21 protein-coding genes are annotated in these 26,658 nt (G+C 71.4%); 13 read left to right on the top strand and 8 right to left on the bottom strand.

Annotated features, from left to right (window positions below; genetic code table 11):
- Positions 1–81 precede the first annotated feature (81 nt).
- From ald to OU416_RS03900, 8 genes are all read left to right on the top strand, one after another.
- A complete protein-coding gene (ald, locus tag OU416_RS03935) occupies positions 82–1,197 on the top strand; it encodes an alanine dehydrogenase (RefSeq protein ID WP_270925436.1) in 1,116 nt (371 codons plus the stop codon).
- A 584-nt stretch (positions 1,198–1,781) separates the two neighbouring features.
- A complete protein-coding gene (locus OU416_RS03930) occupies positions 1,782–2,312 on the top strand; it encodes a hypothetical protein (RefSeq protein WP_270925435.1) in 531 nt (176 codons plus the stop codon).
- 107 nt (positions 2,313–2,419) lie between these two features.
- The gene (locus OU416_RS03925; RefSeq protein WP_270925434.1) at positions 2,420–3,418 is read left to right on the top strand and encodes an ABC transporter ATP-binding protein; all 999 of its coding nucleotides are present in this window, start codon (positions 2,420–2,422) and stop codon (positions 3,416–3,418) included.
- Complete coding sequence (locus tag OU416_RS03920; protein ID WP_270925433.1) at positions 3,418–4,272, top strand: ABC transporter permease; 855 nt, start codon at positions 3,418–3,420, stop codon at positions 4,270–4,272. The genes OU416_RS03925 and OU416_RS03920 overlap by 1 nt, the downstream gene beginning before the upstream one ends.
- 142 nt (positions 4,273–4,414) lie before the next feature.
- Complete coding sequence (locus OU416_RS03915) at positions 4,415–8,125, top strand: ABC transporter ATP-binding protein (protein WP_270925432.1); 3,711 nt, start codon at positions 4,415–4,417, stop codon at positions 8,123–8,125.
- Between the two features lie 636 nt (positions 8,126–8,761).
- A complete protein-coding gene (locus OU416_RS03910; RefSeq protein WP_372907213.1) occupies positions 8,762–12,382 on the top strand; it encodes a multifunctional oxoglutarate decarboxylase/oxoglutarate dehydrogenase thiamine pyrophosphate-binding subunit/dihydrolipoyllysine-residue succinyltransferase subunit in 3,621 nt (1,206 codons plus the stop codon).
- 262 nt (positions 12,383–12,644) lie between these two features.
- Entirely contained in the window at positions 12,645–12,821 is a 177-nt protein-coding gene (locus OU416_RS03905; protein WP_093157878.1) for a DUF6104 family protein, read from the top strand.
- A gap of 286 nt (positions 12,822–13,107) precedes the next feature.
- The gene (locus OU416_RS03900; RefSeq protein WP_270925430.1) at positions 13,108–13,653 is read left to right on the top strand and encodes a dihydrofolate reductase family protein; all 546 of its coding nucleotides are present in this window, start codon (positions 13,108–13,110) and stop codon (positions 13,651–13,653) included.
- 196 nt (positions 13,654–13,849) lie between these two features.
- On the opposite strand, the gene OU416_RS03895 is transcribed toward OU416_RS03900, so the two are convergent.
- Positions 13,850–14,473, bottom strand: a complete 624-nt coding sequence (locus tag OU416_RS03895) for an antibiotic biosynthesis monooxygenase (protein ID WP_270925429.1) — start codon at positions 14,471–14,473, stop codon at positions 13,850–13,852.
- Between the two features lie 265 nt (positions 14,474–14,738).
- Here OU416_RS03895 and tdh point away from each other — a divergent pair, with 265 nt between their 5' ends.
- The 3 genes from tdh to OU416_RS03880 are packed head-to-tail and all read left to right on the top strand — an operon-like array spanning position 14,739 to position 17,862.
- The gene (gene tdh, locus OU416_RS03890) at positions 14,739–15,779 is read left to right on the top strand and encodes an L-threonine 3-dehydrogenase (protein WP_270925428.1); all 1,041 of its coding nucleotides are present in this window, start codon (positions 14,739–14,741) and stop codon (positions 15,777–15,779) included.
- Positions 15,779–16,966, top strand: a complete 1,188-nt coding sequence (locus tag OU416_RS03885; RefSeq protein WP_270925427.1) for a glycine C-acetyltransferase — start codon at positions 15,779–15,781, stop codon at positions 16,964–16,966. Before tdh ends, OU416_RS03885 begins: the two co-directional genes overlap by 1 nt.
- Positions 16,963–17,862, top strand: coding sequence for a LysR family transcriptional regulator (locus tag OU416_RS03880; RefSeq protein ID WP_270925426.1), 900 nt, complete (start codon positions 16,963–16,965; stop codon positions 17,860–17,862). The genes OU416_RS03885 and OU416_RS03880 overlap by 4 nt, the downstream gene beginning before the upstream one ends.
- A 1-nt stretch (position 17,863) precedes the next feature.
- On the opposite strand, the gene OU416_RS03875 is transcribed toward OU416_RS03880, so the two are convergent.
- The 3 genes from OU416_RS03875 to OU416_RS03865 form a co-directional block, all read right to left on the bottom strand.
- Entirely contained in the window at positions 17,864–18,553 is a 690-nt protein-coding gene (locus tag OU416_RS03875; protein WP_270925425.1) for a DUF1028 domain-containing protein, read from the bottom strand.
- A complete protein-coding gene (locus tag OU416_RS03870) occupies positions 18,550–18,978 on the bottom strand; it encodes a GreA/GreB family elongation factor (RefSeq protein WP_270925424.1) in 429 nt (142 codons plus the stop codon). Before OU416_RS03870 ends, OU416_RS03875 begins: the two co-directional genes overlap by 4 nt.
- A gap of 398 nt (positions 18,979–19,376) precedes the next feature.
- Positions 19,377–19,727: a DoxX family protein gene (locus OU416_RS03865; RefSeq protein WP_270925423.1), complete on the bottom strand. Its 351-nt coding sequence runs from the start codon at positions 19,725–19,727 to the stop codon at positions 19,377–19,379.
- Positions 19,728–19,813: 86 nt separating this feature from the next.
- Between OU416_RS03865 and OU416_RS03860 the strand changes: the two genes are divergently transcribed.
- On the top strand, positions 19,814–20,713 hold the full coding sequence (locus OU416_RS03860; RefSeq protein WP_270925422.1) for a LysR family transcriptional regulator: 900 nt from the start codon (positions 19,814–19,816) through the stop codon (positions 20,711–20,713).
- Between the two features lie 101 nt (positions 20,714–20,814).
- Here the strand turns inward: OU416_RS03860 and OU416_RS03855 are convergent, their stop codons facing one another.
- Complete coding sequence (locus tag OU416_RS03855) at positions 20,815–21,780, bottom strand: zinc-binding dehydrogenase (RefSeq protein ID WP_270925421.1); 966 nt, start codon at positions 21,778–21,780, stop codon at positions 20,815–20,817.
- Positions 21,781–21,949: 169 nt separating this feature from the next.
- Here OU416_RS03855 and OU416_RS03850 point away from each other — a divergent pair, with 169 nt between their 5' ends.
- Complete coding sequence (locus OU416_RS03850; protein WP_270925420.1) at positions 21,950–22,804, top strand: hypothetical protein; 855 nt, start codon at positions 21,950–21,952, stop codon at positions 22,802–22,804.
- Between the two features lie 44 nt (positions 22,805–22,848).
- Here OU416_RS03850 and hutI read toward each other — a convergent pair whose 3' ends face one another.
- From hutI to OU416_RS03835, 3 genes are read right to left on the bottom strand one after another with little or no spacing between them, the layout of a single operon-like run.
- Positions 22,849–24,006: an imidazolonepropionase gene (gene hutI / locus OU416_RS03845; RefSeq protein ID WP_270925419.1), complete on the bottom strand. Its 1,158-nt coding sequence runs from the start codon at positions 24,004–24,006 to the stop codon at positions 22,849–22,851.
- A 2-nt stretch (positions 24,007–24,008) separates the two neighbouring features.
- Entirely contained in the window at positions 24,009–25,331 is a 1,323-nt protein-coding gene (locus OU416_RS03840; protein ID WP_270925418.1) for a formimidoylglutamate deiminase, read from the bottom strand.
- A 3-nt stretch (positions 25,332–25,334) separates the two neighbouring features.
- Entirely contained in the window at positions 25,335–26,537 is a 1,203-nt protein-coding gene (locus OU416_RS03835) for an allantoate amidohydrolase (RefSeq protein ID WP_270925417.1), read from the bottom strand.
- Positions 26,538–26,658: the final 121 nt, after the last annotated feature.

Raw genomic sequence — 26,658 nt, 5'->3', positions numbered from 1 at the left:
ATCTCATCGCGTGGGAATGATGCGCCCCCGGCATCGGCGGCGGATCGTTGTGCGCAACGCAGGAGACGAAAGGATTTCCCCGTGAAGATCGCCGTGCCGCGCGAGATCAAGAACAACGAGTACCGGGTCGCGATCACGCCTGCCGGCGTGCACGAGCTCAGCAGCCGCGGGCACGACGTCTTCGTCGAGGCCAACGCGGGTGCGGGCTCCTCGATCCCGGACGAGGACTTCCTCTCCGCGGGTGCGAAGGTCCTGCCCAGCGCCGACGACGTGTGGGCCGAGGGCCAGCTGGTGCTCAAGGTCAAGGAGCCGATCGCCGAGGAGTACCCGCGGCTGCGCCGCGACCAGGTGCTGTTCACCTACCTGCACCTGGCGGCCTCCGCGGAGCTCACCGACGCGATGCTGGACTCCGGTGTCACCGGCATCGCCTACGAGACCGTGCAGACCGCCAACGGCGCCCTGCCGCTGCTCGCGCCGATGAGCGAGGTCGCGGGCCGGCTCGCGCCGCAGGTCGGTGCCTACTCGCTGATGCGCCCCAGCGGCGGTCGCGGTGTGCTGCCGGGCGGCGTGCCCGGGGTGCACCCGGCGCGGGTCGTGGTGATCGGTGGCGGTGTCGCGGGCCTCAACGCCGCGCGCGTCGCGATGGGCATGGGCGCCGACGTGGAGCTGCTGGACACCAACGTGGACAAGCTCCGCGAGATCGACCGCGACTTCCACGGCCAGATCCGCACCGTGACCTCCAACCGCTACACCGTCGAGCAGGCGGTGCGCGCCGCCGACCTGGTCATCGGCGCGGTGCTGATCCCGGGTGCGAAGGCGCCGACGCTGGTGTCCAACCACCTGGTGTCGGAGATGAAGCCGGGCAGCGTGCTGGTGGACATCGCGATCGACCAGGGCGGCTGCTTCGCCGACTCGCGGCCGACCACGCACGACGACCCGACCTACCGCGTGCACGACTCGGTCTTCTACTGCGTGGCGAACATGCCGGGCGCGGTTCCCAACACCTCGACCCACGCGCTCACCAACGTCACGCTGCCCTACGTGCTGCGGATCGCCGACCAGGGCTGGCAGCAGGCGTGCCGCGCCGACGCCGCGCTGGCGGGCGGGCTCAACACCCACGACGGCAAGCTCGTCAACGCCCCGGTCGCCGAGGCGCACGGCCGCACCAGCACCCCGATCAGCGACGTCCTGTCCTGACCGGATCTCCTGGGCGAACCCCGCTACCGCACGTCGGTGGCGGGGTTCGCCGCGTTCCGGGCAGCCACCGCTGACAGGAAGGTTCCCTTGCTCGCACGCCACCGTCAGGAAGGTGCCCTGCTCCACCGGCGGCGGGTGACAGGAAGGTTCCCTTCCTCGCGCCAACGGGCGTGCGGATGACAGGAAGGTTCCCTTGCTCGCATCGCAGGCGGTGCCGGGCAGGCTGAAGCGCCCGGGCCGGGCGGGCGCCGGTCGGGCGGGGAGCGATCACGTGGTTGCGCGGCGTGGTGGGCGTCGAATGCGAAGAGGCCTCAAACAGCCGAACGGGGCGGCCCGCTCAACCAGCCTGGGGGTCACCGGGAGCAGGCCGCCACCGTCAGTGTAGGGCACGATCGCCCATTTGCCGACGACGCGAGCACCCACTCGGCGGGCATTTTCGAGCCGAATCGATAACCACTCGATGGAGTGAGCCCGAGTCCCTGCCCGTGCAGGCGTGGCGCCCGACTGCCGATGTCACCCGTTAGGACCAGCCCGGTGGACCCGTTCAGCGGTCTGCCGCACGCGCTACGACGGGAGGCGAAGTGGTGGACACACCGTTACGCAAGGCCGTTCTCGACCGGCTCGACAACCTCGACCGGGTGGTGACCGACGATGACGCCGAAGTGCTCCTCCCGCTCGCCCGCGCCGAGCTCTACCGGCTCACCTCGGGGTTGCGGGCGCTGCTCGACGAGCACCAGCCGGGTGAGGACGGCAGGTGCCCGTCGTGCCAGGGGACGCTGCGCAGCCGGCCGTGGCCGTGCACGGTGTGGCTGACCGCGCACCGGCAGCTCATCGGCGACCAGTCGAGCCGGCCGGCCCGCTCGACGCGGCTGAGCGCGCTGCGGCGGAGGATGAGCCGCAGGCCCGCCCAGGCGGAATCCGACGTGGCGGTCATCCCGCAGCCGATCGTCTCCTCGGTCGGCTCCGGCCCCAGCGACTGGGACACCGACGAGTTCATCCGCCCCGACCTGACCGTCGGCCCGCCGCCCGAACCACCGGTGGGCGGGCACCTCGAAACCGATCACCGCAAGATCCACCGCGCGGCGGTGATCGACCGCGGCATCCAGTGGCCGTAGCCGCACCCGTTGTGAGCTGGTCGGGAAAACGACCACTCCGCACCTGCTCCCCGACTTCGTCCGGCAGGATGGACGGCGTCGGGTGAACAGGTGATGTTGGAGGGTGTGTGCACGACGGCAGCGGCCGGATCATCGTGCGAGGTCTCAGCAAGAGCTACGGGCCGGTGCACGCGGTCCAGGACCTCGATTTCACGGTGCGGCCAGGCACGGTTACCGGGTTCCTCGGTCCCAACGGGTCCGGGAAGACCACGACGCTGCGCATGATCCTCGGCCTGGTCACGCCCACCGCGGGCACCGCCACGATCAGCGGCCTGCCGTTCCACCAGCTGCCCAACCCCGCATCGGTCATCGGCGCCGTGCTCGACGCGCAGAGCTTCCACCCCGGCCGCACCGCGCAGAACCACCTGCGCTGCTACGCGGCGGCCATGAACGTGCCGGACGAGCAGGCCGACCGGGCGCTCGAGCTCGTCGGGCTGGCGCCCGCCGCGAAGCGCAAGCCCAGCGGGTTCTCGCTGGGCATGCGGCAGCGGCTGGCCCTGGCCACCGCGCTGCTCGGCGATCCGCAGGTGCTCGTGCTGGACGAACCGGCCAACGGGCTCGACCCGGAGGGCATCGCCTGGCTGCGCAACTTCCTGAAGGCCTTCGCCGCGAGCGGCCGCACCGTGCTCATGTCCAGCCACTTCCTCCGGGAGATCGAGCACACCGTGGACCAGCTGGTGGTCATCAGCCGCGGGCAGTGCGTCTACGACGGCAGCATCGAGCAGCTGCGCGCCGCCCAGCAGTCGCGCGCCCTGGTGCAGGCCGCCGACGGCGCCGCGCTGGCCGCGAAGCTGCAGGAAGCCGGTTACCGCATCGAGTACGTGCCGGACGGGCGGTTGGCGGTGCTCGAAGCGGATTCCCGCACGGTCGCCGACATCGCGCTGAACGCCGGGATCGCGCTCTACGGCATGCAGGACGAGCGGATCGGCCTGGAGCAGCTGTTCTTCCAGCTCACCAACGGCCAGTACACGGGCATCCCGCAGGCCGGGCCCGAGGCCCAGGCGTGGGCGCGGCCAGTCGGCCCGCAGTCGTCCGACGACCAGCGCGGACTCGGGGGGAGCGTGTGATGGGCGCGCTGATCAAGGCGGAGTTCCGCAAGACCTTCACGACCAACCTGTGGTGGGCGCTGCTCATCCCGGTCGCGGTGATCGGGTTCGGCGCCGGGTGGATGGGCACCAGCTTCGTCGGGTTCCTCAACAGCATCCAGCAGCTGGACCGGCCGGTGCCGCTGGCGCTGCTGTCGGTGGCCATGTCGGCGAACTTCAGCACCATCTTCGGCGCCCTGTTCGGGGCGCTGATCATCGCGGGCGAGTACCGGAACAAGACCATCACGACCAGCTTCCTGACCAGCAATCCGCGCAGCGCGGTGCTCATCGCGAAGCTGATCCTGGCGGCGGCCGTCGGCGCGGTGTACGGGCTGGTCAACGTGCTGTGCGCGAGCCTCGGCGGGCTGGTCGGCGCCAGCCAGGACATCGGGCAGTTCGGCGACATCGGCGACTGGCTGAGCGTCGGCGCCACGTGCGTGCTCGCGATGGTGCTGTGGACGCTGCTCGGAGTCGGGTTCGGTGCGCTCGTCGCGAACGCGGTGCTGGCGATCATCCTGCCGCTGGTCTACAAGTTCGTCGTCGAGTTCATCGTCTCGATGGCGCTGGTGAGCTCGCCCGTCTCGGGTGTCGGCCCGTACCTGCCGGGCTCGGCGGGCAACGGGATCGTGTCCAACCTCGCGGTGCCGCTGTTCATCACGGCGGTGGCCGGGCCGGACGAACCGGACGTGCCGCGGGTGGCCTTCGAGGTCCTGCACGTGTTCTTCGGCGGTCACTACGGGCACGCGTGGTGGGCGAGCACGCTCACCTTCCTGGCCTACACCGCCGTGTTCATCGCCGGTGGCTGGTGGGCGAGCCGCCGCCGCGACATCGCCTGAGCCGGTGCGAGGACGGGAACCTTCCTGCCAGCCGCTCGTGGGGCAGGATGACAGGAAGGTTCCCGTGCTCCACCGGTTGGCGGGGGTCACACCGCGGGGTTCGGCGAGCTGCGTGGTCGGTGGGTCGGCATAACCTGGCTGCGTGAGCGACTCCGGTAATCCCCGCCCGTCCTCCGGCGGTTGGATCCGTCGCCTCTTCGCCGCTTGTCGACGGCACCCGGTCGCCCTGGCGCTGGCGATGGGCGCGTCGGTCACCGCCGTCGGCCTGGAGGCCCTGGTTCCGCTGCTGACCAAGCTGGCGGTGGACGACGCCGTCGCGCACACCACCGACCGGTTGTGGTGGATCGTGGCCGTCCTGCTCGTGCTCGGGGTGTTCCGCTTCGGCGCGGCGTTCGTCCGCCGCTACAGCGCCGGGCGGCTGGCGCTCGACGTGCAGCACGACCTGCGGCGCGCGGTGTTCGGCGCGATGCAGCGGCTGGACGGGGGCAAGCAGGACGCGTTGCGCACCGGGCAGGTGGTGTCGCGGTCGATCAGCGATCTGCAGCTGGTGAACGGGCTGCTGTCCATGGTGCCGCTGGCGGCGGGGACCGCTGTGCTGGCGCTGTTCGCGATCATCGCGATGCTGTGGCTGTCGCCGCTGCTGACCGTGGTCTCGCTGATCGTCGCTCCGCTGATCGCGCTGATCTCCGCGCGCAGCAAGAAGCGGTTGTTCCCGGCCACGTGGTCGGCGCAGCAGCGCGCCGCCGACATCGCGCAGCACGTCGAGGAGACGGTCACCGGTGTCCGGGTGGTCAAGGGCTTCGGGCAGGAGGAGCGCGAGGTCGGGCGGCTGGAGGGCCGGGCGCGGCGGCTGTTCGGCGAGCGGCTGCGCGCCGCCCGCATGACCTCCACCCCGGCCGCGAGCCTGGCCGCGCTGCCGTCGGCGGGCCAGGTCGGGGTGCTCGGGCTCGGCGGCTGGATGGTGCTGGAGGGCCAGGTCAGCCTGGGCACGTTCGTGGCCTTCGCCGGGTACGTGGCGATGCTCGGCGGGCCTGCCCGGATGCTGTCGAGCGTGGTGATCCAGGCGCAGCTCGCCCGCGCCGGTGTCGAGCGGATCCACGAGCTGATCGACTCGCAGCCCGAGGTGCAGGAGAAGCCCGGTGCGGTGCGGTTGCCGGAGGGCCCGCTGGAGGTGCGGTTCGACGGCGTGACCTTCGGCTACACCCGCGATCAACCGGTGCTCTCGGATGCTTCGCTGCAGGTGCGGCCGGGTGAGACGGTGGCGCTGGTGGGTCCGGCGGGTTCGGGCAAGTCGACGGTGTCGCTGCTGCTGACGCGCTTCTACGACGTGCACTCGGGCAGCGTGGCGATCCGGCCCGCCGAGGACGGCGCCGCCGCCCACGACATCCGCGACCTGCGGTTGGACTCGCTGCGCAGCGCTGTCGGGGTGGTGTTCGAGGAGGCGTTCCTGTTCTCCGACACCATCCGCGGCAACATCGCCTACGGTCGCCCCGATGCTTCGGAGGCCGACGTGATCGCCGCGGCCAAGGCGGCGGAAGCGCACGAGTTCATCACCTCGCTGCCCGACGGCTACGACACCGAGGTCGGCGAGCGGGGCCTCACCCTCTCCGGCGGGCAGCGGCAGCGGGTCGCGCTGGCTCGGGCGCTGCTGTCGAACCCGCGGATCCTGGTGCTCGACGACGCCACGTCGGCCGTCGACCCGGCCACCGAAGCGGCGATCCACGACACCCTGAGCTCGGTGACCGCCCAGCGCACGACGCTGCTGATCGCGCACCGGCGCTCGACGCTCGCGCTCGCCGACCGGATCGCCGTGCTGGACGAAGGCCGGGTCGTCGACATCGGCACCGAGGCCGAGCTGGCGCAGCGCTGCGAGCTGTTCCAGGCGCTGCTGTCCGGTCCCGGCGACTCCATCGACGACCGCCGCGACGGCTCGCTGACCTCGAACGACGCCGGAATCACCCCGGAGCTGTGGCCGGAACCGGACGAATCCGAGGCCGACGGGCCGATGCCGCCGACGCCGGAGCTGGTCGAGGGCATCCAGAAGCTGCCCCCGGCGACCGACCGGCCGGACCTGCGCGACGAGGACCCCACCGCGCCCGACCCGGACTTCAAGCTGTCCCGGCTGCTGCGGCCGATCCGCTGGGGCCTGCTGCTGACCGTGCTGCTGGTGGCCGGTGACGCGCTGACCTCGATCGCGCTGCCGTCGCTGGTGCGCCAGGGCATCGACGGCGGCATCAGCACCGGGACCGTCGACGTCCTGTGGTGGGCGACCGCGCTGGCCGGGCTGATCGTCTGCACCGGGTGGCTGGTGGTCAAGCTGCAGACCGTCGTCACCGCCCGGACCGGGGAGACCCTGCTCTACCTGCTGCGGTTGCGCAGCTTCGCGCACCTGCAGCGGCTCGGCCTGGACTACTACGAGCGCGAGCTGGCCGGCCGGATCATGACGCGGATGACCACCGACGTCGACGCCCTGTCGACGTTCCTGCAGACCGGGCTGGCGACGTTCGTGGTCAGCGTGCTCACGCTGTTCGGCATCGCCGGTGCGCTGCTGGTCACCGATGGTTCGCTGGCCCTGGTCGCGATGGCGGTGCTGCCGGTGCTGCTGGTGGCGACGCTGATCTTCCGCAGGGTCTCGTCGGTCGCCTACGCCGAGGCGCGCGAGCGGGTCAGCACGGTCAACGCGGACCTGCAGGAGAACGTCTCGGGCATGCGGGTGGCGCAGGCGCACCGGCGCGAAGGGCACGCGGCGAAGGTGTTCGCGCAGCGCAGCGACGCCTACCGCCGTTCGCGGCTGCGCGCTCAGCGCTACATCGCGACCTACTTCCCGTTCGTCGCGCTGCTGTCCGAGATCGCCCAGGCCGCGGTGCTCGGCGTCGGCGCCGCGCGGGTCGCCTCGGGCGACCTGACGCCGGGTGTGCTGGTGGCGTTCCTGCTCTACCTCGGGTTGTTCTTCGCACCCGTGCAGCAGCTGTCCGGTGTCTTCGACGGCTACCAGCAGGCCATGGTCGGGCTGCGGCGCATCGGTGACCTGCTGCGCACCCCGACCTCCGTGCCGGAGCCGAGCGATCCGGCGCCGGTGCCCGAGCGGCTCAGCGGCGAGGTCGAGCTGCGGTCGGTGTCGTTCCGCTACGCCGGGACCGAGCAGTTCGCGCTGCGCGACGTCTCGCTGCGGGTGCGCGCCGGCGAGACGGTCGCGCTGGTCGGCGCCACCGGCGCGGGCAAGTCGACGCTGATCAAGCTGATCGCGCGGTTCTACGACGTCAGCGAGGGCGCGGTGCTGATCGACGGGGTCGACGTGCGCCACTACGACCTGGCGGCGTTCCACCAGCGGCTGGCGGTGGTGCCGCAGGAGGGGCACCTGTTCACCGGCGACGTCGCCGACAACATCGCCTACGCGCGCCCGGGCGCCGACCCGGTCGAGGTGGAGGGCGCGGCGCGGGCGGTCGGGGCGCTGCCGGGGATCGCGATGCTGCCCAGCGGCTTCCGCCAGCAGGTCGGCGAGCGCGGCCGCGGCCTGTCCGCGGGCCAGCGGCAGCTGGTCGCGCTGGCCCGCGCCGAACTGGTCGATCCCGACGTCCTGCTGCTCGACGAGGCGACCGCGGCGCTGGACCCGGCCACCGAGTCGATGGTGATCGCGGCCAGTGACCAGCTCGCCGCGCAGCGCACCACGTTCGTGGTGGCGCACCGGCTGGCGACCGCGGCCCGCGCGGACCGCATCGTGGTCGTCGACGACGGCCGGATCGTCGAGCAGGGATCCCACGCCGAGCTCCTCGGCGAGGACGGCCACTACGCGCGCCTCTGGCGAGCGGCGGACGACCGGCACGCACCCGCCGACACCTCCAGCACCGTCTGACGGCGCTGCGAGCATGGGAACCTTCCTGTCACCTGCCCGCCCGGAGCGCGCTGCGGTCGTGTGAGGAAGGGAACCTTCCTGTCATTCGTGCGGCCGGGCCCGCGCGGGGGTCACGCGAGGAAGGGAACCTTCCTGTCAGCCCGCTCCCCCAGCGCGGCCGGCACGGGTTGCGAGCATGGGAACCTTCCTGTCACGGTCCGCGACAGCGCTGCGACTGCGAGATACTGGTGTTGCCGCTGGTGAGACGCATCACCCGAGCGGTTCCGGGATTCGGGAAACCTGATCACGGGCCGGGAACACAGCGTGTCGTTGAAACGTCATACTGGTTACGGGCGACAACCCAGATGGAGTACTGGCAAGCGACGCCGAATCGCAAATGAGGCATGCTGTGCGGCCATTGATCTTTCACGTGAGCCGAACCGGGCCGTTCCCGGCGCAAGCTGGGCTTTCCTGATCGATTTTGTGACCGAGGTCGTCAGCCGAACGGCCGTCCTGTGTGCCAACCTCGCGAATCGGACCGCTAGCCTGGTACCCGAGTGTGTCTGTAAATCACGAGCATATGGATCGAGGCGAACGCCAGCCGTGTCCAGCAGCCCTGCGTCACAGTTCGGCCCCAACGAGTGGTTGATCGAGGAGATGTACGAGCGGTACCTCCAAGATCCCACTTCAGTAGACTCGGCGTGGCACGAATTCTTCGCCGACTACCAGCCGGGCCAGGCAGCCACCGAGAACACCGCTGCTGCGGCCGCTGCTGCAGCGGCCCCGACCACCACCGCGACTCGTGCCGGTGGGACCAACGGTCAGGTCCCGACCGCCGCACCGACCGCACCTCCGGCGAGCAAGCCGGCCGCTGCTCCCAAGCCGTCGCCGCAGCAGGCCGCGAAGGCCGCTCCGGTCAAGGAGCCGCAGGCCGGCGGTGAGGTCAAGACGCTGCGCGGCGCGGCGGCTGCGATCGCCAAGAACATGGACCAGTCGCTGACCGTGCCGACCGCGACGAGCGTGCGCGCGGTGCCGGCCAAGCTGCTGTTCGACAACCGCATCGTCATCAACAACCACCTGAAGCGGAACAAGGGCGGGAAGATCTCCTTCACCCACCTGATCGGCTACGCGCTGATCCGGGCGGTGCGGGACTACCCGAACATGAACCGCCACTACGGCGAGGACGCCAAGGGCAAGCCCGCGGCCGTCACGCCGGAGCACGTCAACCTGGGCCTGGCGATCGACCTGCCGGGCAAGGACGGGTCGCGCAACCTCGTGGTCGCCTCCATCAAGGGCTGCGAGGACATGACGTTCCACCAGTTCTGGCAGGCCTACGAGGACATCATCCGCAAGGCCCGCAACAACGCGCTGACCGCGGACGACTTCGCGGGCACCACGATCTCGCTGACCAACCCCGGCCCGTCGGGCACCAACCACTCGGTGCCGCGGCTGACCAAGGGCCAGAGCGCGATCATCGGCGTCGGCGCGATGGACTACCCGGCCGAGTTCCAGGGCGCCAGCGAGAAGGCCCTGGTCGACATGGGCATCAGCAAGATCGTGACGCTGACGTCCACCTACGACCACCGGGTCATCCAGGGCGCGGAGTCCGGCGACTTCCTGCGCAAGGTCCACCAGCTGCTGCTGGGCGAGGACAAGTTCTACGACGACATCTTCGCCTCCCTGCGCATCCCGTACGAGCCGGTGCGCTGGACGCAGGACATCCCGGAGGGCGCGGTCGACAAGACCGCCCGCGTGCTGGAGCTGATCGACGCCTACCGCACCCGCGGTCACCTGATGGCGGACATCGACCCGCTGAACTACCGGCAGCGGCGGCACGAGGACCTCGACGTCCTGTCGCACAGCCTGACGCTGTGGGACCTGGACCGGGAGTTCGCCGTCGGCGGGTTCGCGGGCAAGGAGCACATGAAGCTCCGCGACGTGCTGGGCGTGCTGCGCGACTCCTACTGCCGCACCGTCGGCGTGGAGTACATGCACATCCTGGAGCCCGACGAGCGCGAGTGGCTGCAGCAGCGGGTCGAGAAGCCGCACACCAAGCCGGACCCGACCGAGCAGAAGTACATCCTGTCGAAGCTCAACGCGGCCGAGGCCTTCGAGACGTTCCTGCAGACCAAGTACGTCGGGCAGAAGCGGTTCTCGCTGGAGGGCGCGGAGACCGTGGTGCCGCTGCTGGACGCGGTGCTGGACACCTCCGCGGCGCACGAGCTCGACGAGGTCGTCATCGGCATGCCGCACCGCGGCCGGCTGAACGTGCTGGCCAACATCGTCGGCAAGCCGATCTCGCAGATCTTCCGGGAGTTCGAGGGCAACCTGGACCCGGGTCAGGCGCACGGCTCCGGTGACGTCAAGTACCACCTCGGCGCCGAGGGCAAGTACTTCCGGATGTTCGGCGACGGCGAGACCAAGGTGTCGCTGACCTCCAACCCGTCGCACCTGGAGGCCGTGGACCCGGTGCTGGAGGGCATCGTCCGCGCCAAGCAGGACATCCTGGACAAGGGCCAGGAGGGCTTCACCGTCGTGCCGGTGCTGCTGCACGGCGACGCCGCCTTCGCCGGCCAGGGCGTGGTGGCCGAGACGCTGAACCTGTCGCTGCTGCGGGGCTACCGCACCGGTGGCACGGTGCACGTGATCGTCAACAACCAGGTCGGTTACACCACCGCGCCGGAGCACTCCCGCTCCAGCAAGTACTGCACCGACGTGGCGAAGATGATCGGCGCGCCGGTCTTCCACGTCAACGGTGACGACCCCGAGGCCTGCGTGTGGGTCGCGCGGCTGGCCGTGGAGTACCGCCAGGCGTTCGGCAAGGACGTCGTGATCGACATGGTCTGCTACCGGCGCCGCGGTCACAACGAGGGCGACGACCCGTCGATGACGCAGCCGAAGATGTACGACGCGATCGACAAGATGCGCAGCGTCCGCAAGGTCTACACCGAATCCCTGATCGGCCGCGGCGACATGACCGTCGAAGAGGCCGAGAAGGCGCTGAAGGACTACGCCGCTCAGCTGGAGCACGTGTTCAACGAGGTCCGCGAGCTGGAGAAGCACCCGCCGACGCCGAGCCCGTCGGTGGAGTCCGAGCAGCAGGTGCCGCGCGGCCTGGCGACCGCGATCTCCCGGGAGACCCTGGAGCGCATCGCCGAGGCGCAGATCGACCTGCCCGAGGGCTTCACCCCGCACCCGCGGGTCAAGCCGGTGCTGGAGCGCCGCGCCAAGATGGGCCGCGAGGGCGGCATCGACTGGGCGTTCGGCGAGCTGCTGGCGTTCGGTTCGCTGGTGATGGAGGGCCGCGGGGTCCGGCTGACCGGTCAGGACAGCCGCCGCGGCACGTTCGGCCAGCGGCACTCGGTGCTGATCGACCGCAAGAACAACACCGAGTACACGCCGCTGCAGAACCTGTCGGACGACCAGGCGAAGTACCTGGTGTACGACTCGGCGCTGTCGGAGTTCGCGGCGCTGGGCTTCGAGTACGGCTACTCGGTGGCCAACCCGGACGCCCTGGTGCTGTGGGAGGCGCAGTTCGGCGACTTCTTCAACGGCGCCCAGTCGATCATCGACGAGTTCATCTCGTCCGGTGAGGCCAAGTGGGGCCAGCGCTCCGACGTGGTCATGCTGCTGCCGCACGGTCACGAGGGCCAGGGCCCGGACCACACCTCCGGCCGCATCGAGCGCTGGCTGCAGCTGTGCGCCGAGGGCTCGATGACGGTCGCGATGCCGTCGACCCCGGCGAACTACTTCCACCTGCTGCGGCGGCACGCGCTGGACGGCATCCACCGCCCGCTGGTGGTGTTCACGCCGAAGTCGATGCTGCGGTTGAAGGCCGCGACCAGCCCGGTCGAGGACTTCACCGAGGGCAAGTTCACCTCGGTGATCGACGACCCGGCGCAGCCGGACCCGGCGAACGTCCGCAAGATCGTGATGTGCACCGGCAAGCTCTACTACGAGCTGGCCGCGCACCGCGACAAGGAGGGCATCACCGACACGGCTGTCGTCCGGCTGGAGCAGCTGTACCCGCTGCCGCACCGCAAGCTGGGTGCGCTGCTGGAGCGGTACCCGAACGCCACCGAGGTCCGGTGGACCCAGGAGGAACCGGCCAACCAGGGTGCCTGGCCGTTCCTGGGCTTGGCGCTGCCGGAGCTGTTCCCGCAGCTGGTCGGCAAGCTCCAGCGGGTCTCGCGTCGTCCGATGGCCGCCCCGGCCACCGGTATGGCCAAGGTCCACGAGGTCGAGCAGGCCGAGGTCGTGCGCAACGCCTTCGCCTGATCCACGGCTGAACGGGCCGTCGGTTCTTCGGAACCGGCGGCCCGTTTTCGCACGTCAGGGGCGCGGGTGGCAGGAAGGTTCCCATGCTCGCAGCACCGGATCGCGGAGCCTGGTGCATCCCCGCGGCGGGAGCATGGGTACCTTTCTCCTCACCCGGGTGCGGTGCGGTTCCCCGCGCCGCACCCGGATTCGCGTTTCGTACTCTGCTGTTCTGGCCACCCCGATTCCACGGCCAGAACGCGAAAACCCCTAGGAGGAAGCGGTGTACTTCACCGACCGCGGCATCGAGGAGCTTGAGGACCGTCGCGGTGACGACTCGGTCACCTTGTCGTGGGTAGCCGATCGGATGCGCGCCTTCGTCGACCAGAACCCCGAGTTCGAGGACGCCACCGAGCGGCTGGCCACGTTCCTCGCCCGCGACGACGCCGACGACGAGTGACAGCGCGAGCAGCTGCCGGATGAGCCCCGTTCCGACCACGCGAGTGGCGGCCGGGGCTCGTTTCCGCTTCAGGCCGGTGACGGGCTGAGCAGGTCGAGGCGCGGCAGGGTGCGCTGGTCGTTGGTGAGTCCGGGCTCGTAACCGGCAAGAGCCGCCGCTGAGCACTGATCGTCCGGCCTGCCCGAATTGATTGTCTTCCGCGCGGGTCCCTTGCTAATCTCCCGAGTGATTGCATTTTGCAATCAGTTTCGCCGGAGCTCAGCCCGCACGACAGGAGACCGCTTCGATGCGCAAGCTCATCTCGTTCATCGAGATCAGCCTCGACGGCTACTACAAGCGCACCAACGGGGAATTCGACTTCTACGACGTCGACCAGGAGTTCTTCGACTTCGCCAACCGGCAGCACGCCCACATCGACACGCTGGTGCTCGGACGCGAGACCTACGAGAACCTGGCCGCCCACTGGCCGAACGCGACCGAGGACGACGCCGAGGTCATCGAGTTCATGAACAGCGTGCCCAAGATCGTGGCGTCCTCGACCCTCGAGCAGGCGGACTGGAACAACACCACGCTGACCCGCGACGCCCCGGGAACGATCAGGACGCTGAAGGACCGGCCGGGCAAGGAGATCGCGCTGTTCGGCAGCGTGCAGCTGACCGCGAGACTGCTCGAGCTCGGACTGGTCGACGAGCTGCGCATGATCGTGTTCCCGGTCCTGCTGGGCGAAGGCGTCTCGGCGTTCTCGACGCTGGGCGGCCAGGTCCAGCTCGAACTCCTGCGGACCACGACCTTCCGGTCCGGCAACGTCCTGCTGGTCTACCGGCCTGCCTGACCGGGCTCCGCGGGCGGGATGACAGGAAGGTTCCCATCCTCACATCAGCCGATGCGCGAGTGACAGGAAAGTTCCCTTGCTCGCACCTCCCGGCGCGCCGGCGCTTCCGCCCGCGCCCCTGGCGTGCCCGTGACAGGAAAGTTCCCTTGCTCTCGCTCCCCCGGGGTCGTGTGACAGGAAGGTTCCCATCCTCGCGTCACCGGTGGTGGCGGGTGAGGCTGCGGCGGAGCCGGTACAGGTTGCCGGCGGCCGCGCCCCGGCCGCGGTTGGGGCTGGCGGCCGCGCTGCTCTCGTCGGCCCACTCCTCGTAGACCAGGACCCGGCTGCCGTCGGTGCTGATGTGGAAGTGCGCCGCCCGCAGGCCCGGTGGAGTCCCGAGCCGGGCCTGGGCCTCGGCCACCAGCCGCTCCGCGTTCTCGAACCCGTCGGCGTCCGAGACGAACACCGCGACGACCTCGCCGTCCGGCCCGCCGACGACGACGCTGCCGCGCAGGCGGTACCTGACCAGTCCCGGCCGTTCGATGCCCGGGACCACCTCGTCGATGCCGCGCACCAGGGTCGGCCGGTAGGTGCGGACGAACTCGCGGTGCGCTTCGTCGTCGGTCCACTGCGCGTAGTTCAGGACGGATTCACCGTCCAGGCTCACGAAGCAGTTCAGCGACAGGAAGGCGTCCGGCCACGGGGCGGCCTTCCACTCCGCGATCGTCGCGTCCACCGCGTCGCGCTGCCGCTCCGGCGTGCCCACCAGCCACGGGCTCACCAGGATCGTGCCGACATCGGTTCGGGTGATTTCCGGCAACACGATGTGGTCAGGCTTCATCGGACGCTCCGCGTGATCGGCGAGGGGTTGCCCGGCCATCTTCGGACTTCCAGCTAGGTGGAGGTCAAGCCCGCAATCGGGGTGACAGGAAGGTTCCCGTGCTCGCACGGCCGCCGCGCGGATGACAGGAAGGTTCCCATGCTCGCAGCCCCGCCCGGCCGCTGTGCAGCGCTGCTAACCAGCCAGTGCAGAAAGTCGAGATGGACGGCCCGCCGGGGCCGGGCCAGACTCCGTTGGCGACACAGCCATCGAGAGCGGAGGAACCGTGCGCGCACTGGTGAAGACCTCGCCCGCGCCGGGCTTGGAGCTGGCCGAGGTCCCCGACCCGACGCCGGGTCCCAACGACGTCGTGGTGCGCGTGGTGCGCACCGGGATCTGCGGGACGGACCTGCACATCGCGTCGTGGGACGACTGGGCCGCCCGGACCGTGCCGACGCCGCTGGTGGTCGGTCACGAGTTCGCCGGGGAGGTCGTGGCCACCGGCAGCGCCGTCACCCGGGCCGCGGTCGGCGACTTCGTCAGCGGCGAGGGCCACATCGTGTGCGGGAAGTGCCGCAACTGCCAGGCGGGCCGCAGGCACCTGTGCGCGCACACCAAGGGTCTCGGCGTGCACCACAACGGGGCGTTCGCCGAGTTCGCGGTGCTGCCGGAGCAGAACGTGTGGGTGCACCGCGGTGAGATCGACCCCGACGTGGCGGCGATCTTCGACCCGTTCGGCAACGCCGTGCACACCGCGCTCAGCTTCCCGGTCGTCGGCGAGGACGTGCTGATCACCGGCGCCGGGCCGATCGGGCTGATGGCCGCCGCGGTGGCCAAGCACGCCGGGGCGCGGCACGTGGTGATCACCGACGTCAGCGAGCACCGGCTGGAGCTGGCCCGCAAGATCGGCGTCGACCTGGCGGTGGACGTCTCCGCGACGCGGCTCGCCGACGCGCAGCAGCAGCTGGGCATGAGCGAGGGCTTCGACGTCGCGATGGAGGTCTCCGGTCAGCCCGACGCGCTGCGGGAGACCGTGGCGAACATGTCGCACGGCGGCCGGATCGCGATGCTGGGGCTGCCCGCCGCGGAGTTCTCGGTGGACTGGAGCTCCGTGGTGCTGAAGATGCTCACCGTCAAGGGCATCTACGGGCGCGAGATGTTCGAGACCTGGTACTCGATGTCGGTGCTGCTGGAGTCGGGGCTGGACCTGACGCCGGTGATCACGCACCGCTTCCCCTACACCGAGCACGCCGAGGCGTTCGAGACCGCCCGCAGCGGCCGCTGCGGCAAGATCATCCTCGACTGGACAGCGAAGGGTTCCGCCTGATGTACACGATCGCCGATGGGCTGCGCGCCGAGCTGGACGAGATCCGCGCGGCAGGCCTGTACAAGGACGAGCGGGTGCTGGAGTCGCCGCAGAGCGCCCGGGTGGGCGTCGCCGACGCGGAGGTGCTGAACTTCTGCGCGAACAACTACCTGGGGCTGGCCGACCACCCCGCGCTGCTGGCCGCCGCCGAGCAGGCCCTGTCGAAGTGGGGCTTCGGGATGGCCTCGGTGCGGTTCATCTGCGGCACGCAGGCCCCGCACAAGGAGCTGGAGCGGCGGTTGTCGCAGTTCCTGGGCACCGACGACACGATCCTGTACAGCTCGTGCTTCGACGCCAACGGCGGGCTGTTCGAGACGCTGCTCGACGAGCGGGACGCGGTGATCTCCGACGAGCTCAACCACGCGAGCATCATCGACGGCATCCGGCTGTGCAAGGCCCGCCGCGGCCGCTACCGCAACCGGGACATGGCCGATCTGGAGCGGCTGCTGCAGGAGAACTCCGATGCGCGGCGCAAGCTGATCGTCACCGACGGCGTGTTCTCGATGGACGGCTACCTGGCGCCGCTGGACGAGATCTGCGCGCTGGCCGAGAAGTACCAGGCGCTGGTCGTGGTGGACGACTCGCACGCGGTGGGCTTCACCGGCCCGAGCGGTGCGGGCACGCCCGAGCTGTTCGGGGTGACCGACAAGGTCGACGTCGTGACCGGCACTCTCGGCAAGGCGCTCGGCGGCGCCAGCGGCGGCTACGTGTCGGGGCGGGCGGAGATCGTGGAGCTGCTGCGGCAGCGGTCGCGGCCGTACCTGTTCTCGAACTCGCTGGCCCCGTCGATCGTGGCGGCCTCGCTGGCCGCGCTGGACCTGGTGGCCTCGCAGCCGGAGCTGCGGCAGCAGCTGCGGGACAACAGCGCGCTGTTCCGGCGGCGGATGACCGAGGAGGGCTTCGACCTGCTGCCCGGCGAGCACCCGATCATCCCGGTGATGATCGGCGACGCCGCCGAGGCGGCCCGGATGGCGGACCTGCTGCTGGCCGAGGGCGTCTACGTGATCGGGTTCTCCTACCCGGTGGTGCCCAAGGGCAAGGCGCGCATCCGCACCCAGATGTCGGCCGCGCACACCGCCGCTGACGTGGAGCGGGCGGTGGCGGCGTTCGTCGCGGCCCGTGCCGCGATGGATAGCATCGACGGGTGATTGACCCGCGGCGGCTGCTGATCCTCCGCGCGCTCGCCGACCACGGCACGGTGCGCGCGGCGGCCGAGCGCCTCTACCTGACGCCGTCGGCGGTGTCGCAGCAGCTGACCGCGCTGGAGAACGAGGTCGGGCAGCCGCTCCTGGTGCGCCAGGGGCGGCGGGTCCGGCTGACCGCCGCCGGTGAGCTGCTGGTGGAGCACGCCAAGGCGGTGCTGGCCGAGCTGGAGCGGGCGGAGGCGAGCCTCGCCGCGTGCGCGGAGGGCACCGCGGGCACCGTCGAGGTGGCCTCGTTCGCCTCGGCCATCACGCAGGTGGTGGCCCCGGCGATCGTGGCGCTGCGCGGTCGCGCACCGGACGTGCGGGTGCTGGTGCGCGATGCCGAGGCGCACAACAGCCTGATGATGCTGCTCGCCGGGGAGATCGACATCGCGATCTCGATGGAGTACACCTCCACGCTGCACGCCGATGCGCGCCGGGTGACCCGCTTCCCGCTCTACGCCGAGCCGTTCGACGTCGTGCTCCCCGCCGATCACGCGCTCGCGGGCGCGCCGGAGGTGGCGCTGGGCGAGTTGCGGGAGGCCGAGTGGATCGCGCCGCTGCCGGGCAACCCGTGCCGCGCGGTGGCGCAGGTGTGCTGCGAGAACGCGGGTTTCGTCCCGGACATCACGCACACCTCCGACGACTTCCGCGCGGTCGAGGCGCTGGTGGCGGCGGGCACCGGGGTGGCGCTGGTGCCGCGCACGGCGATCTCCGGTGATCTCGGCGCGGTGTCGCGGCCGGTGGCGGGCAAGGCACCGACCCGTCGGGTCTTCGCCGCTGTCCAGTGCGGGCGGGACGAGCACCCGCTGGTGCGCGTGGTGCTCGACGCGCTGCTGGAGCACCACGGCGAGCGGTGAGTCAGCCGAGCAGGCGCTCGAACTCGCCCAGCGGGTTCTCCCTGGTCGGCAGGGCTGCCACGAACGGCAGCAGTTCGCGTTCGGCGACCCCGTGGATCCGGCGCAGCTCGGCGACCGGTTCCGGGTGGTCGTCCACCCGCAGGTCGAGGTACGGGTGCGGCGCGCCGGTGTTGACGTGCAGCGCGGCGCTCTGCTTCCCGCGCCGGTCGCCGCCGGCCCGCTGACCTGCTTCGAGCGCGGAGAGCAGCCGCTCGTGCAGCGGTTCGCCCGCGGTGGCCTCGAACTGCTCGGCCATGGCGTCCGCCGTTCGCGCGTCCACCAGCGTGTTCCCGGCGACGGCGTAGCCCGGGCCCACCCGGTGGCCGCGCCACGGGTGGGTTTCCGGGCCGGTGTGGGCGGCCGCGCGGCCGTGCCGGTCCACGACCGCGACCTGCCGGGAGTCCGCGCCCGGATCTGATGCGAGCAGTGCGTGCAACGCCGCTTCGGCCGAGTGCGTGCGGAGCAGCTCCAGCCCGTCGGTGCCGAGCAGCGGGTTGATCAGCGCCTGGGTCGCGACGGCACCGCGATCAGCGCGCACGTGCACTGCCAGCGACCCGATCGCGGGCATTCGCGTGCTGATCGCGATGCCTGCGCAGCCGGCGGCCACGTCGTAGGCGGCGATCGAGAACGTGCCCGCGTACAGGCCGTTCACCTGCGGTGTTGTCCGTGGGGCACGGCTCGCACGAGCGTCACTTCCGCCGTGCCGCCGTTCGGGACCGGGTAGGTGCGCCGCTCGCCCTGCTTGGCTCCGGAAAGCGCCGCGCCGAGCGGCGATTCCGGTGAGTAGACGTCGAGGTCGTCATCGGCTCCGCCGCGCGCGCCGAGCAGGAACGTCTCGGTGTCGCCGTCCTCGAAGCGGACCGTGAGGACCATGCCGGGTTCGGCGATGCCGTCGTCCGGCGGCGCTTCGCCGACCACCGCGTCGCGCAGCAGCTCCTGGATCTCCCGGATGCGGGCGCGCCGCTGGGCTTCTTCCTCGCCCTCGTTCTCGGTGCGGCGGGCGAGCAGGTCGTCGAGCTCCGCGCGCAACCGGGCGTGGGCTTCCTTGGTCAGCCAGCGGGGTTGAGCAGTGGTCATCGTTTCCTCGGTTTCGATCGTTCGGTGGCAAGTCCGACGTCGCACCCGGATTCATCGCAGCGGCTCGGGCGAGGAGCGCGGCGTTCGGTCCGCGGTGCCGGAATCGGCGGGGCGCTCAGCGGGAGGTGGTTTTCGCTTCCCGCGAGCCGCGGCTCCGCACCGGCCGGGGACAGCCGGCCGCGAACGACCGGCCGGGCACGCGGCGGTCACGACGGACAGCTGCGATATCGCCGAGCATGACCAGCCCTCCCGTGCATCGACACCGGCGTTCCACTCCGAGGATGGCCGAGCCGGGAGACGCGCCCATTGTCCACTCCGAACAAAAACGTGATCGAGATTGTCCGTTCCGCCCAGCCGTCACCGCGCCGGTCTGTGCTTTCGCGCGCGCGAACCGCCGTTCACGACGCGAGGCCGAGGGCGAGCGTCGCGGCGGCCAAGCCCAGGAAGAGCCCGGGACCGACGATCGTGGCGTACTTGCGGGCGCGCACGTGGGCGATGACGGCGCCGATGTAGAACAGGACGAGCCCGATCGCCGCGGCGGTGCCGAGGAACCGGACGCCCAGCAGTCCGAGCAGGAGACCGAGCGCCCCCGCGGCTTTGAGCGAGCCGAGCATCGGGAGCCACGACGCGGGGACCTGCACGGCCGACGAGGTGGCGAGGACGAACTTCGCCCGGGCCAGATCGGCGGCTGCGATCCCGGCGTTGAGCAGGATCGTGATCGACGTGACGATCAGGTAGGCCGTGAGCACTGGATTCCTCCTCCGCAGCAGCTGACTCCCCCAGCCTCGCCACCAGCGCTGGTTGCGTCCAATACCTGCATCTATAACCTGGTGGCATGGATGTCGACACGCGGCTGCTGCGCTACTTCGCCGCAGTGGCGGAAGCGGGCAGCCTGACCCGCGCCGCGGAGCTCCTGTTCGTCTCCCAACCCGCGCTGACCAAGCAGGTCAAGCAGCTGGAGGCGCTGCTCGGCGTTCAGCTGTTCACGCGCTCCCGCACCGGCATGGCCCTCACCGAGCCCGGCCGCGCCTTGGCCGCGCGGGTGCCCGAGCTGCTGGCCAGCTGGGACGAGGCGCTGCGGGAAACGCGGAGCTCGGCCAGCCGGGAAGCGCGCGTCCTGCGGGTCGGTTTCCTGGCCAGCGCGGCCAACGAGGCGACCCAGCAGATCGTCGCGGCGTTCGGCAGGCTCCGCCCCGGCTGGCGGGTCGACATGCGGCAGGCGTCGTGGTCGAACCCGACCGCCGGGCTCGCCGACGGGGACGTCGACGTGGCCCTGCTGCGACTGCCGTTCCCGGGCCAGGAGGCGCTGCGGGTGGCGGTCCTGCTCACCGAACCCCGCTGGGTGGCGCTGCCCTCGACGCATCCGCTCGCCGCGCGCGAGGAGCTCGCGTTCCACGACCTGCGCGACGAACCGTTCGTGGCAGCTCCCGAGGAGACCGGCTGGTGGCGGGACCACTGGCTGGCCGTGGAGGAACGCGGCGGCCACCCGGTCCGCATCGGCGCCGTCACCGACCAGCCCGACGCCTGGCTCAGCGCGATCGCCAACGGCTACGGCGTCGCGCTCGCCCCGGAATCCTCCGCCCGCTTCTACGCGCGCCCCGGCGTCACCTACCGCCCGGTCACCGGTGTCGGCCCGAGCCGGGTCGGCGTCGCCTGGGCACCGGCCGACGACACCAACCCGGTCGTCCAGGACTTCGTCCGCTGCTGCCGGGACCACACCCCCGGAACCGGCTGAGCAGAGCCGCGAGCATGGGAACCTTCCTGTCACCGCCGACCGGTTGCGAGCATGGGAACCTTCCTGTCATGCACTACCCCTGACCAGGCGTTTCGCGCCGGTCAGGCGAGCAGGAGCGTCCGGCCCGGCGTGGCGCGGGACTCGACGGAGGCGTGTGCTTCCGCCGCGCGCTCCAGCGGGAACGTCCGGCCGATGGTCGGCTTGATCCGCCCGGCCGCGGCTTCCGCCAGTGCGCGCGCTGCCATCCCCCGCAGCCCCTCGACGTCCGGCTGCCTGTCGAGCAGTCCGACCACGGTCAGCCCGCGCCGCTCGGCCTCCGCTTCGTCGTGCTCGGCGAAGTCGCCGCCGGGCGCGCCGTAGGTGAAGACCCGGGCACCGTCGTTGACCGCTCGGAACGCATCGCTGCCGGTCCGGCCACCGGCGCCGTCGAGCACGACGTCGACGCCACCACCGGCCAGCTCGCGCACCTGCTCGACCCAGTCGGGCTCGGTGTAGTCGACCGCGTCCGCGCCGAGCGAGCGCACCAGCTCCAGCTTCACCTCTCCCCGGGCCAGGCCGACGACCTGGGCGCCGGCGGCGCGCGCCAGCTGCACCAGCAGCGATCCGGCCCCGCCGACCGCCGTCGTGACCAGGACGCGGTCGCCGGGCCGGATACCGGCGGCTTCGGCCAGCCACACCGCGGTGGCCCCGTCGTGCAGCAGCGATACCGCTTCCCGCGCCTTCAACCCGTCCGGAACGGCGAGCAGCGCTGCTTCGTCCACGGCGACGAATTCGGCGTAGGTGCCGCTGTTGCCGGTGCTGGCGACGACCGTCCGCCCCAGCCAGGACGGGTCGACGTCCGACCCGAGGGCGACCACTTCGCCCGCCACTCCGTCACCGGGCACGTACGGCGGCTCGAACCCGAAGAAGTCCTCTCCCCACCCGCCGCGCAGCTGGGTGTCGAGGAACAGGACGTCCACTGCGGACATCCGCACCACCACCTGTCCCGGCCCCGGCTCCGGAGCGGCCGCCTCGACCACCGACAGCACTTCCGGGCCACCGAACCGGGTCACTTCCACCGCACGCATTTCCGACTCCGTCCTCCGTAGGTGAGACCAGCTTTCAACCTCGACTTAACTGGAGATCAAGGGGATCCCGGAGGTTCTCGCCACCGCGGCACGAGATCACCCGATACGGCCCCGCGAACCCGAGTTGATCACTAGCCTCACCGGGGCACCGCCACCGAGGAGGGGCACGTTGACCCTGCTGACCGCCTTCAAGATCGCACTGGCCCACGGCTTGTTCGTCCTGGTGCTCGCCGCCATCTACTGGTTCGACCGCCGGGGCGCGCGCAAGCTCGTGACCAAGTGGGGCGTGCCCGAACCGTCGGAAGCCCAGGTCGCGACGGCCCTGCGCTACCGGCGGCTGCGGTGGGCCTGCTACCCGCTCCTCGTTCCCGCGATGATGTGGATCACCCACGTGATGACCGGGACCGACCAGTACCGGTTCACCTCGATCCCGACCGCGCTCCTGCTCGCAGCGGCGATCGCCGAACTGCTGGCGACGCGCAAGCACGCTCCACCCGTTGCGCGTCCGCTGTTCGCGCTCGTTCCGAGGTGGGCCCTGGCGGTCTACGGCCTCCTGCTGCTGACCACGCTCGTCACCGCGATCTTCGACCTCTCGGCGCAACAGCTCGCGACGTCCACCCTCGCCGAGGTCAACGCTTCGTCCGTCCACTCGACGACCAGGCTCGACATCCCGATCGCCGTCCCGCTGCTGGCGACCGCTGCCGGCCTGCTGGCCGTCGCCGTGGTGCTGTGGTGCTCGGCGACGCGATCGTTCAGCCCCGACGACGCCGTCGACCTCGCCCTGCGGACCCGAAGCGCCCGGGTCGCGCTGGCGCTCGGCGCGGTGAGCCAGGCGCTCTACGTGCTGCCGCTGGCCTGGTGGCGGGTTCCGCTGGTCTTCAACAACCACCCGGATCCGCCGGACTGGATCCGGCAACTGGACGGGACGCTCGGGACGGCGCTCACCCCGCTCTTCCTCGGCGCCCTCGCGTGCTGGCCCTTCATCGCCGCACCGCCGCGGAAGCGGTCCGCGGGCACGCCGTGATGCCGTGCGAGCATGGGAACCTTCCTGTCACGCACCCGCTCTGATCAGCGGATTCGCCGCCCCTTCCGCCAGACCGCGTGGGTGAGCGGGACGCCGGGGCGGTAGGCGAGCCAAGTCGTGCTCGGCGCGTCCAGCACGTGCACATCCGCGCGGGCCCCTTCGCGCAGCACGCCGACCGCGCCGTCGCCAGAGTCGCGGCGCAGCGCCTTCGCGCCGCCCAAGGTCGCCGCGCGCACCGCTTCCTCGACGGTCATCCGCATCTGCAGGACCGCCGTGGTCACGCAGTAGGCCATCGACGAGGTGTAGGACGAGCCCGGGTTGCAGTTGGAGGCCAGCGCCACCGTCGCGCCCGCTTCGAGCAGCGCTCGGGCGTCCGGCAGCGGCTGGCGGGTCGACAGATCGCACGCGGGGAGCAGCGTCGCGACCGTTCCCGACCCCGCCAGCGCGTCCACATCGGACTCGCTCAGGTAGGTGCAGTGGTCCACGCTCGCCGCGCCGAGTTCGACGGCCAGCTGCACGCCCGGCCCCTGCCGGAGCTGGTTGCCGTGGACGCGCAGCCCCAGGCCGCGCGCCTTGGCCGCTTCCAGCACCCGCCGGGACTGGTCGGCGTCGAACGCGCCGTGCTCGCAGAAGACGTCGCACCAGCCCACGTGCGGGGCCACCGCGTCGAGCATCTCCCCGCACACCAGGTCCACGTAGCTGTCCGCGTCGGTGCCCGGCGGCACCAGGTGCGCGCCGAGGAAGGTCACCTCGTCGGCTTCGGCGGCCAGCTTCGCCGAGCGCAGTTCGTCGGCCACCGTCAGGCCGTAGCCGGTCTTGGTCTCCGCGCAGGTGGTGCCCTGGGCGGCGGCTTCGTCGAGGTGGGCGCGCAGGTTCGCGGCCAGTTCCTCGTCGGTGGCCGCGCGGGTGGCGTCGACGGTCACCGCGATGCCGCCCGCCTGGTAGGGCCGGCCCGCCATGCGGGCGGCGAACTCGGCGGTGCGGTCTCCGGCGAAGACCAGGTGGGTGTGGCTGTCGACCCAGCCGGGCAGGACCGCGCGGCCTGCCACGTCGATCCGCTCGTCGGCGTCGGGCGCGTTGGCCACCGGGCCGACCCAGGCGACGCGGTCGCCGTCCAGGACCAGGGCGGCGTCGGCGAGCGTGCCGAGCGCCTCGTCGTTGGTGGTCAGCTCGCCGATTCCAGTAATAACAGTGGTTGCCATCGTCAGCTGGTCCTCGCTCCTAGTACTCGCAGGTCGGCGATCGCGTCGCGGAGCTCCCGCGCGGCGTCGACGGCGCGGTGCGCCCGGTCGTGCACGATGCGCTCGCCGTCGGCGATCACTTCTCGCACGTCATCGGCCCGCGCGACGGCCGGGACCGCTTCGGGCGCGGCACCGGCCAGGCGCGTCGAGCCGAGGTCGATCGCGACGAAGTCGGCGCGGGCTCCGACTTCCAGCCGACCGGCGTCGGTCCAGCCGAGGGAGCGGTGGCCGGCTTCGGCGGCCGCGTCGAGCAGCTCGCCGGCGGCGAAGTGGCCGCGGGTCTCGGTGGCCAGCCGCTGGTAGGACTCGATCGCCTGGACCTCGGCGAACGGGTCGATCACCGAGTGCCCGTCGCTGCCGATCGACAACCGGCTCCCGGCGACCCGCAACGCCGGTGCGGGGCCGATGCCGTCGGCCAGATCGGCTTCGGTCGTCAGGCACAGGCACACCCCGGTCCCGCTGCCGCCGAGCAGCGCCACGTCACCCGCGCTCAGGTGGGTGGCGTGCACGGCGGTGGTGTCCGGCCCGAGCGCGCCGTGGGACTCCAGCAGCTGCGTCGGCGTGCAGCCGTGCGCGGCGAGGCACGCCTCGTTCTCCGCGCGCTGCTCGGAGAGGTGGACGTGCAGCGGCCTGCCGCGCGCCCAGCCGGTGACTTCCGGGATCGCCGCGTCCGGCACCGCCCGCACCGAGTGCACCGCGGCACCGAGGCGAATCCGTTCGTCCACAGTGAACTCATCCACCCGGGACATCCAGCCCGCCGCGTCCCCGTCGGAGAACCGGAGCTGCACGCCCTCCAGCTCACGACCGAAACCGCCTGCCAGGTAACAGGTGTCCAGCAGCGTCAGCCGGATCCCCACGTCCCGCGCGGCCTGCGCCAGCGCTTCGCCCATCGCGTTCGCGTCGGCGTAGCGGGTTCCGCCGGCGGCGTGGTGCAGGTAGTGGAACTCGCCGACGCAGGTGATCCCGGCCAGCGCCATCTCCGCGTACACCCCGCGCGCGAGCCGGTAGTAGCTGTCCGGCTCCAGCGCCGCCGCGACCTGGTACATCTGCTCGCGCCAGGTCCAGAAGGTGCCGCGCGCGCCGGTGTGCCAGCCGCGCAGCGCCCGGTGGAAGGCGTGCGAGTGGGCGTTGGCCAGGCCCGGCAGCACCATCCCCGGCAGCTGCTCGGCGCCTCCCGCCGGGACGTCGACCGCCACCGCGGTGATCCGGCCCCGCTCGACCTCGAACCGCACGCCCGGCTGCGGCCCCTGCGGCAGCCAGGCCCATTCGCACCAGTACGTCGTCATCGCTCAGCCCGCCAGGTGTTCCAGGACGCGCGCGAGCGCGTGCGCGCCTTCGGTGCAGTCGTCGTCCTCGGCGTGCTCCTCGGGTGCGTGGCTGATGCCGGTCGGGTTGCGCACGAACAGCATCGCGGTCGGGACCTCGGCGGCGAGGACGCCCGCGTCGTGCCCGGCTCCCGTGGCCAGCGCCGGTGCGCCGTCCAGCAGCCCGCTGAGCTGGTCGCGGAATGCGGCATCGAAGTGCACCGTGTCGCCGTAGGACTCCTCGACGACCTCCACCTCGCAGCCCTCGGCGGCGGCGAGCTCGTGCGCCGCACCGGTCAGGTCCGCCACCATCGAGCGGGTTCCCGCGTCCTGCGGCGACCGCGCGTCCAACCACACGTCCACAGTGGATGCGATCACGTTGGTGCCGCCCGGCGTCGGCACCAGCCTGCCCACCGTCGCCCGGCCGTCGGCGACCGATCCAGCGGCCCGGCGCGCGGCCACCACCAGCTCCGCGGCGGGCAGCATCGGATCGCGCCGGTCGGCCAGCAGCGTGGCGCCCGCGTGGTTGCCCTGGCCGCTGAACCGGAACCGCCACCTGCCGTGCGACAGGATCGACGAGGCCACCGCGACCGGCCGGTCCAGGTCGATCAGCCCGCGCCCCTGCTCCACGTGCAGCTCGACGAACTGCCCGATGCGCCGCAGCGCCTCCTCGTCGCGGCCCACCAGGGACGGGTCCGCGCCAGCGGCGCTCATCGCCTCGGCGAAGGTCACGCCGCTCGGGTCGCGCAGCGCGCGGGCCCGGTCGGCGTCGATGGTCCCGGCCAGCAGCCGCGAACCCAGGCACGGAACGCCGAACCGGCCGCCTTCCTCCTCCGCGAACACCACCACCGCCAGCGGTCGCCGCGGCCGGAAACCCCGTTCCTGCAACAGGTCCACGGCGCTCAGCGAGCTGACCACGCCCAGCGGCCCGTCGAAGGCACCGCCGCCGGGCACCGAGTCGAGGTGGCTGCCGGTCACGACCGCGTCGTCACCGGGCTCGCCCCACCACGCCCAGATGTTGGCGTTGCGGTCGGTGGTGACCCGCAGGCCCCGCCGCTCGGCCTGCTCGACGAACCACTCGCGCAGCTGCCGCTCGGCGTCGTCGAAGACGTGCCGCGAGAACCCGCCCCGCCGCCGGTCCGCGCCGACCCCGTCGATCGCCGCCAACAACGCACCTGGTGAAACCACCTCGACCCCTTCCTGAACGCACCGAAACCACGAGCTCCGTCACCCGGGTGCTGGTCAATTTCGTACGAAATTGACCAGCCCCTCACCCGACCACCGCCCGGCTGGCGGCGTCGGGTTAGCC

The sequence above is a fragment of the Saccharopolyspora indica genome, assembly GCF_027853965.1.
In the GTDB taxonomy this organism is placed as follows: Bacteria; Actinomycetota; Actinomycetes; order Mycobacteriales; family Pseudonocardiaceae; genus Saccharopolyspora; species Saccharopolyspora indica.
This window is presented reverse-complemented; position numbering and strand designations above follow the sequence as displayed.

What these genes read in the sequence shown, in the direction of transcription:
- OU416_RS03920 (WP_270925433.1), top strand. Translation starts at nt 3,418, where the DNA reads ATGGGCGCGCTGATCAAGGCGGAGTTCCGCAAGACCTTCACGACCAAC.
- OU416_RS03910 (WP_372907213.1), top strand. Translation starts at nt 8,762, where the DNA reads ATGTACGAGCGGTACCTCCAAGATCCCACTTCAGTAGACTCGGCGTGG.
- OU416_RS03900 (WP_270925430.1), top strand. Translation starts at nt 13,108, where the DNA reads ATGCGCAAGCTCATCTCGTTCATCGAGATCAGCCTCGACGGCTACTAC.
- OU416_RS03895 (WP_270925429.1), bottom strand. Translation starts at nt 14,473, where the DNA reads ATGAAGCCTGACCACATCGTGTTGCCGGAAATCACCCGAACCGATGTC.
- OU416_RS03885 (WP_270925427.1), top strand. Translation starts at nt 15,779, where the DNA reads ATGTACACGATCGCCGATGGGCTGCGCGCCGAGCTGGACGAGATCCGC.
- OU416_RS03870 (WP_270925424.1), bottom strand. Translation starts at nt 18,978, where the DNA reads ATGACCACTGCTCAACCCCGCTGGCTGACCAAGGAAGCCCACGCCCGG.
- OU416_RS03860 (WP_270925422.1), top strand. Translation starts at nt 19,814, where the DNA reads ATGGATGTCGACACGCGGCTGCTGCGCTACTTCGCCGCAGTGGCGGAA.
- OU416_RS03855 (WP_270925421.1), bottom strand. Translation starts at nt 21,780, where the DNA reads ATGCGTGCGGTGGAAGTGACCCGGTTCGGTGGCCCGGAAGTGCTGTCG.
- hutI (WP_270925419.1), bottom strand. Translation starts at nt 24,006, where the DNA reads ATGGCAACCACTGTTATTACTGGAATCGGCGAGCTGACCACCAACGAC.
- OU416_RS03840 (WP_270925418.1), bottom strand. Translation starts at nt 25,331, where the DNA reads ATGACGACGTACTGGTGCGAATGGGCCTGGCTGCCGCAGGGGCCGCAG.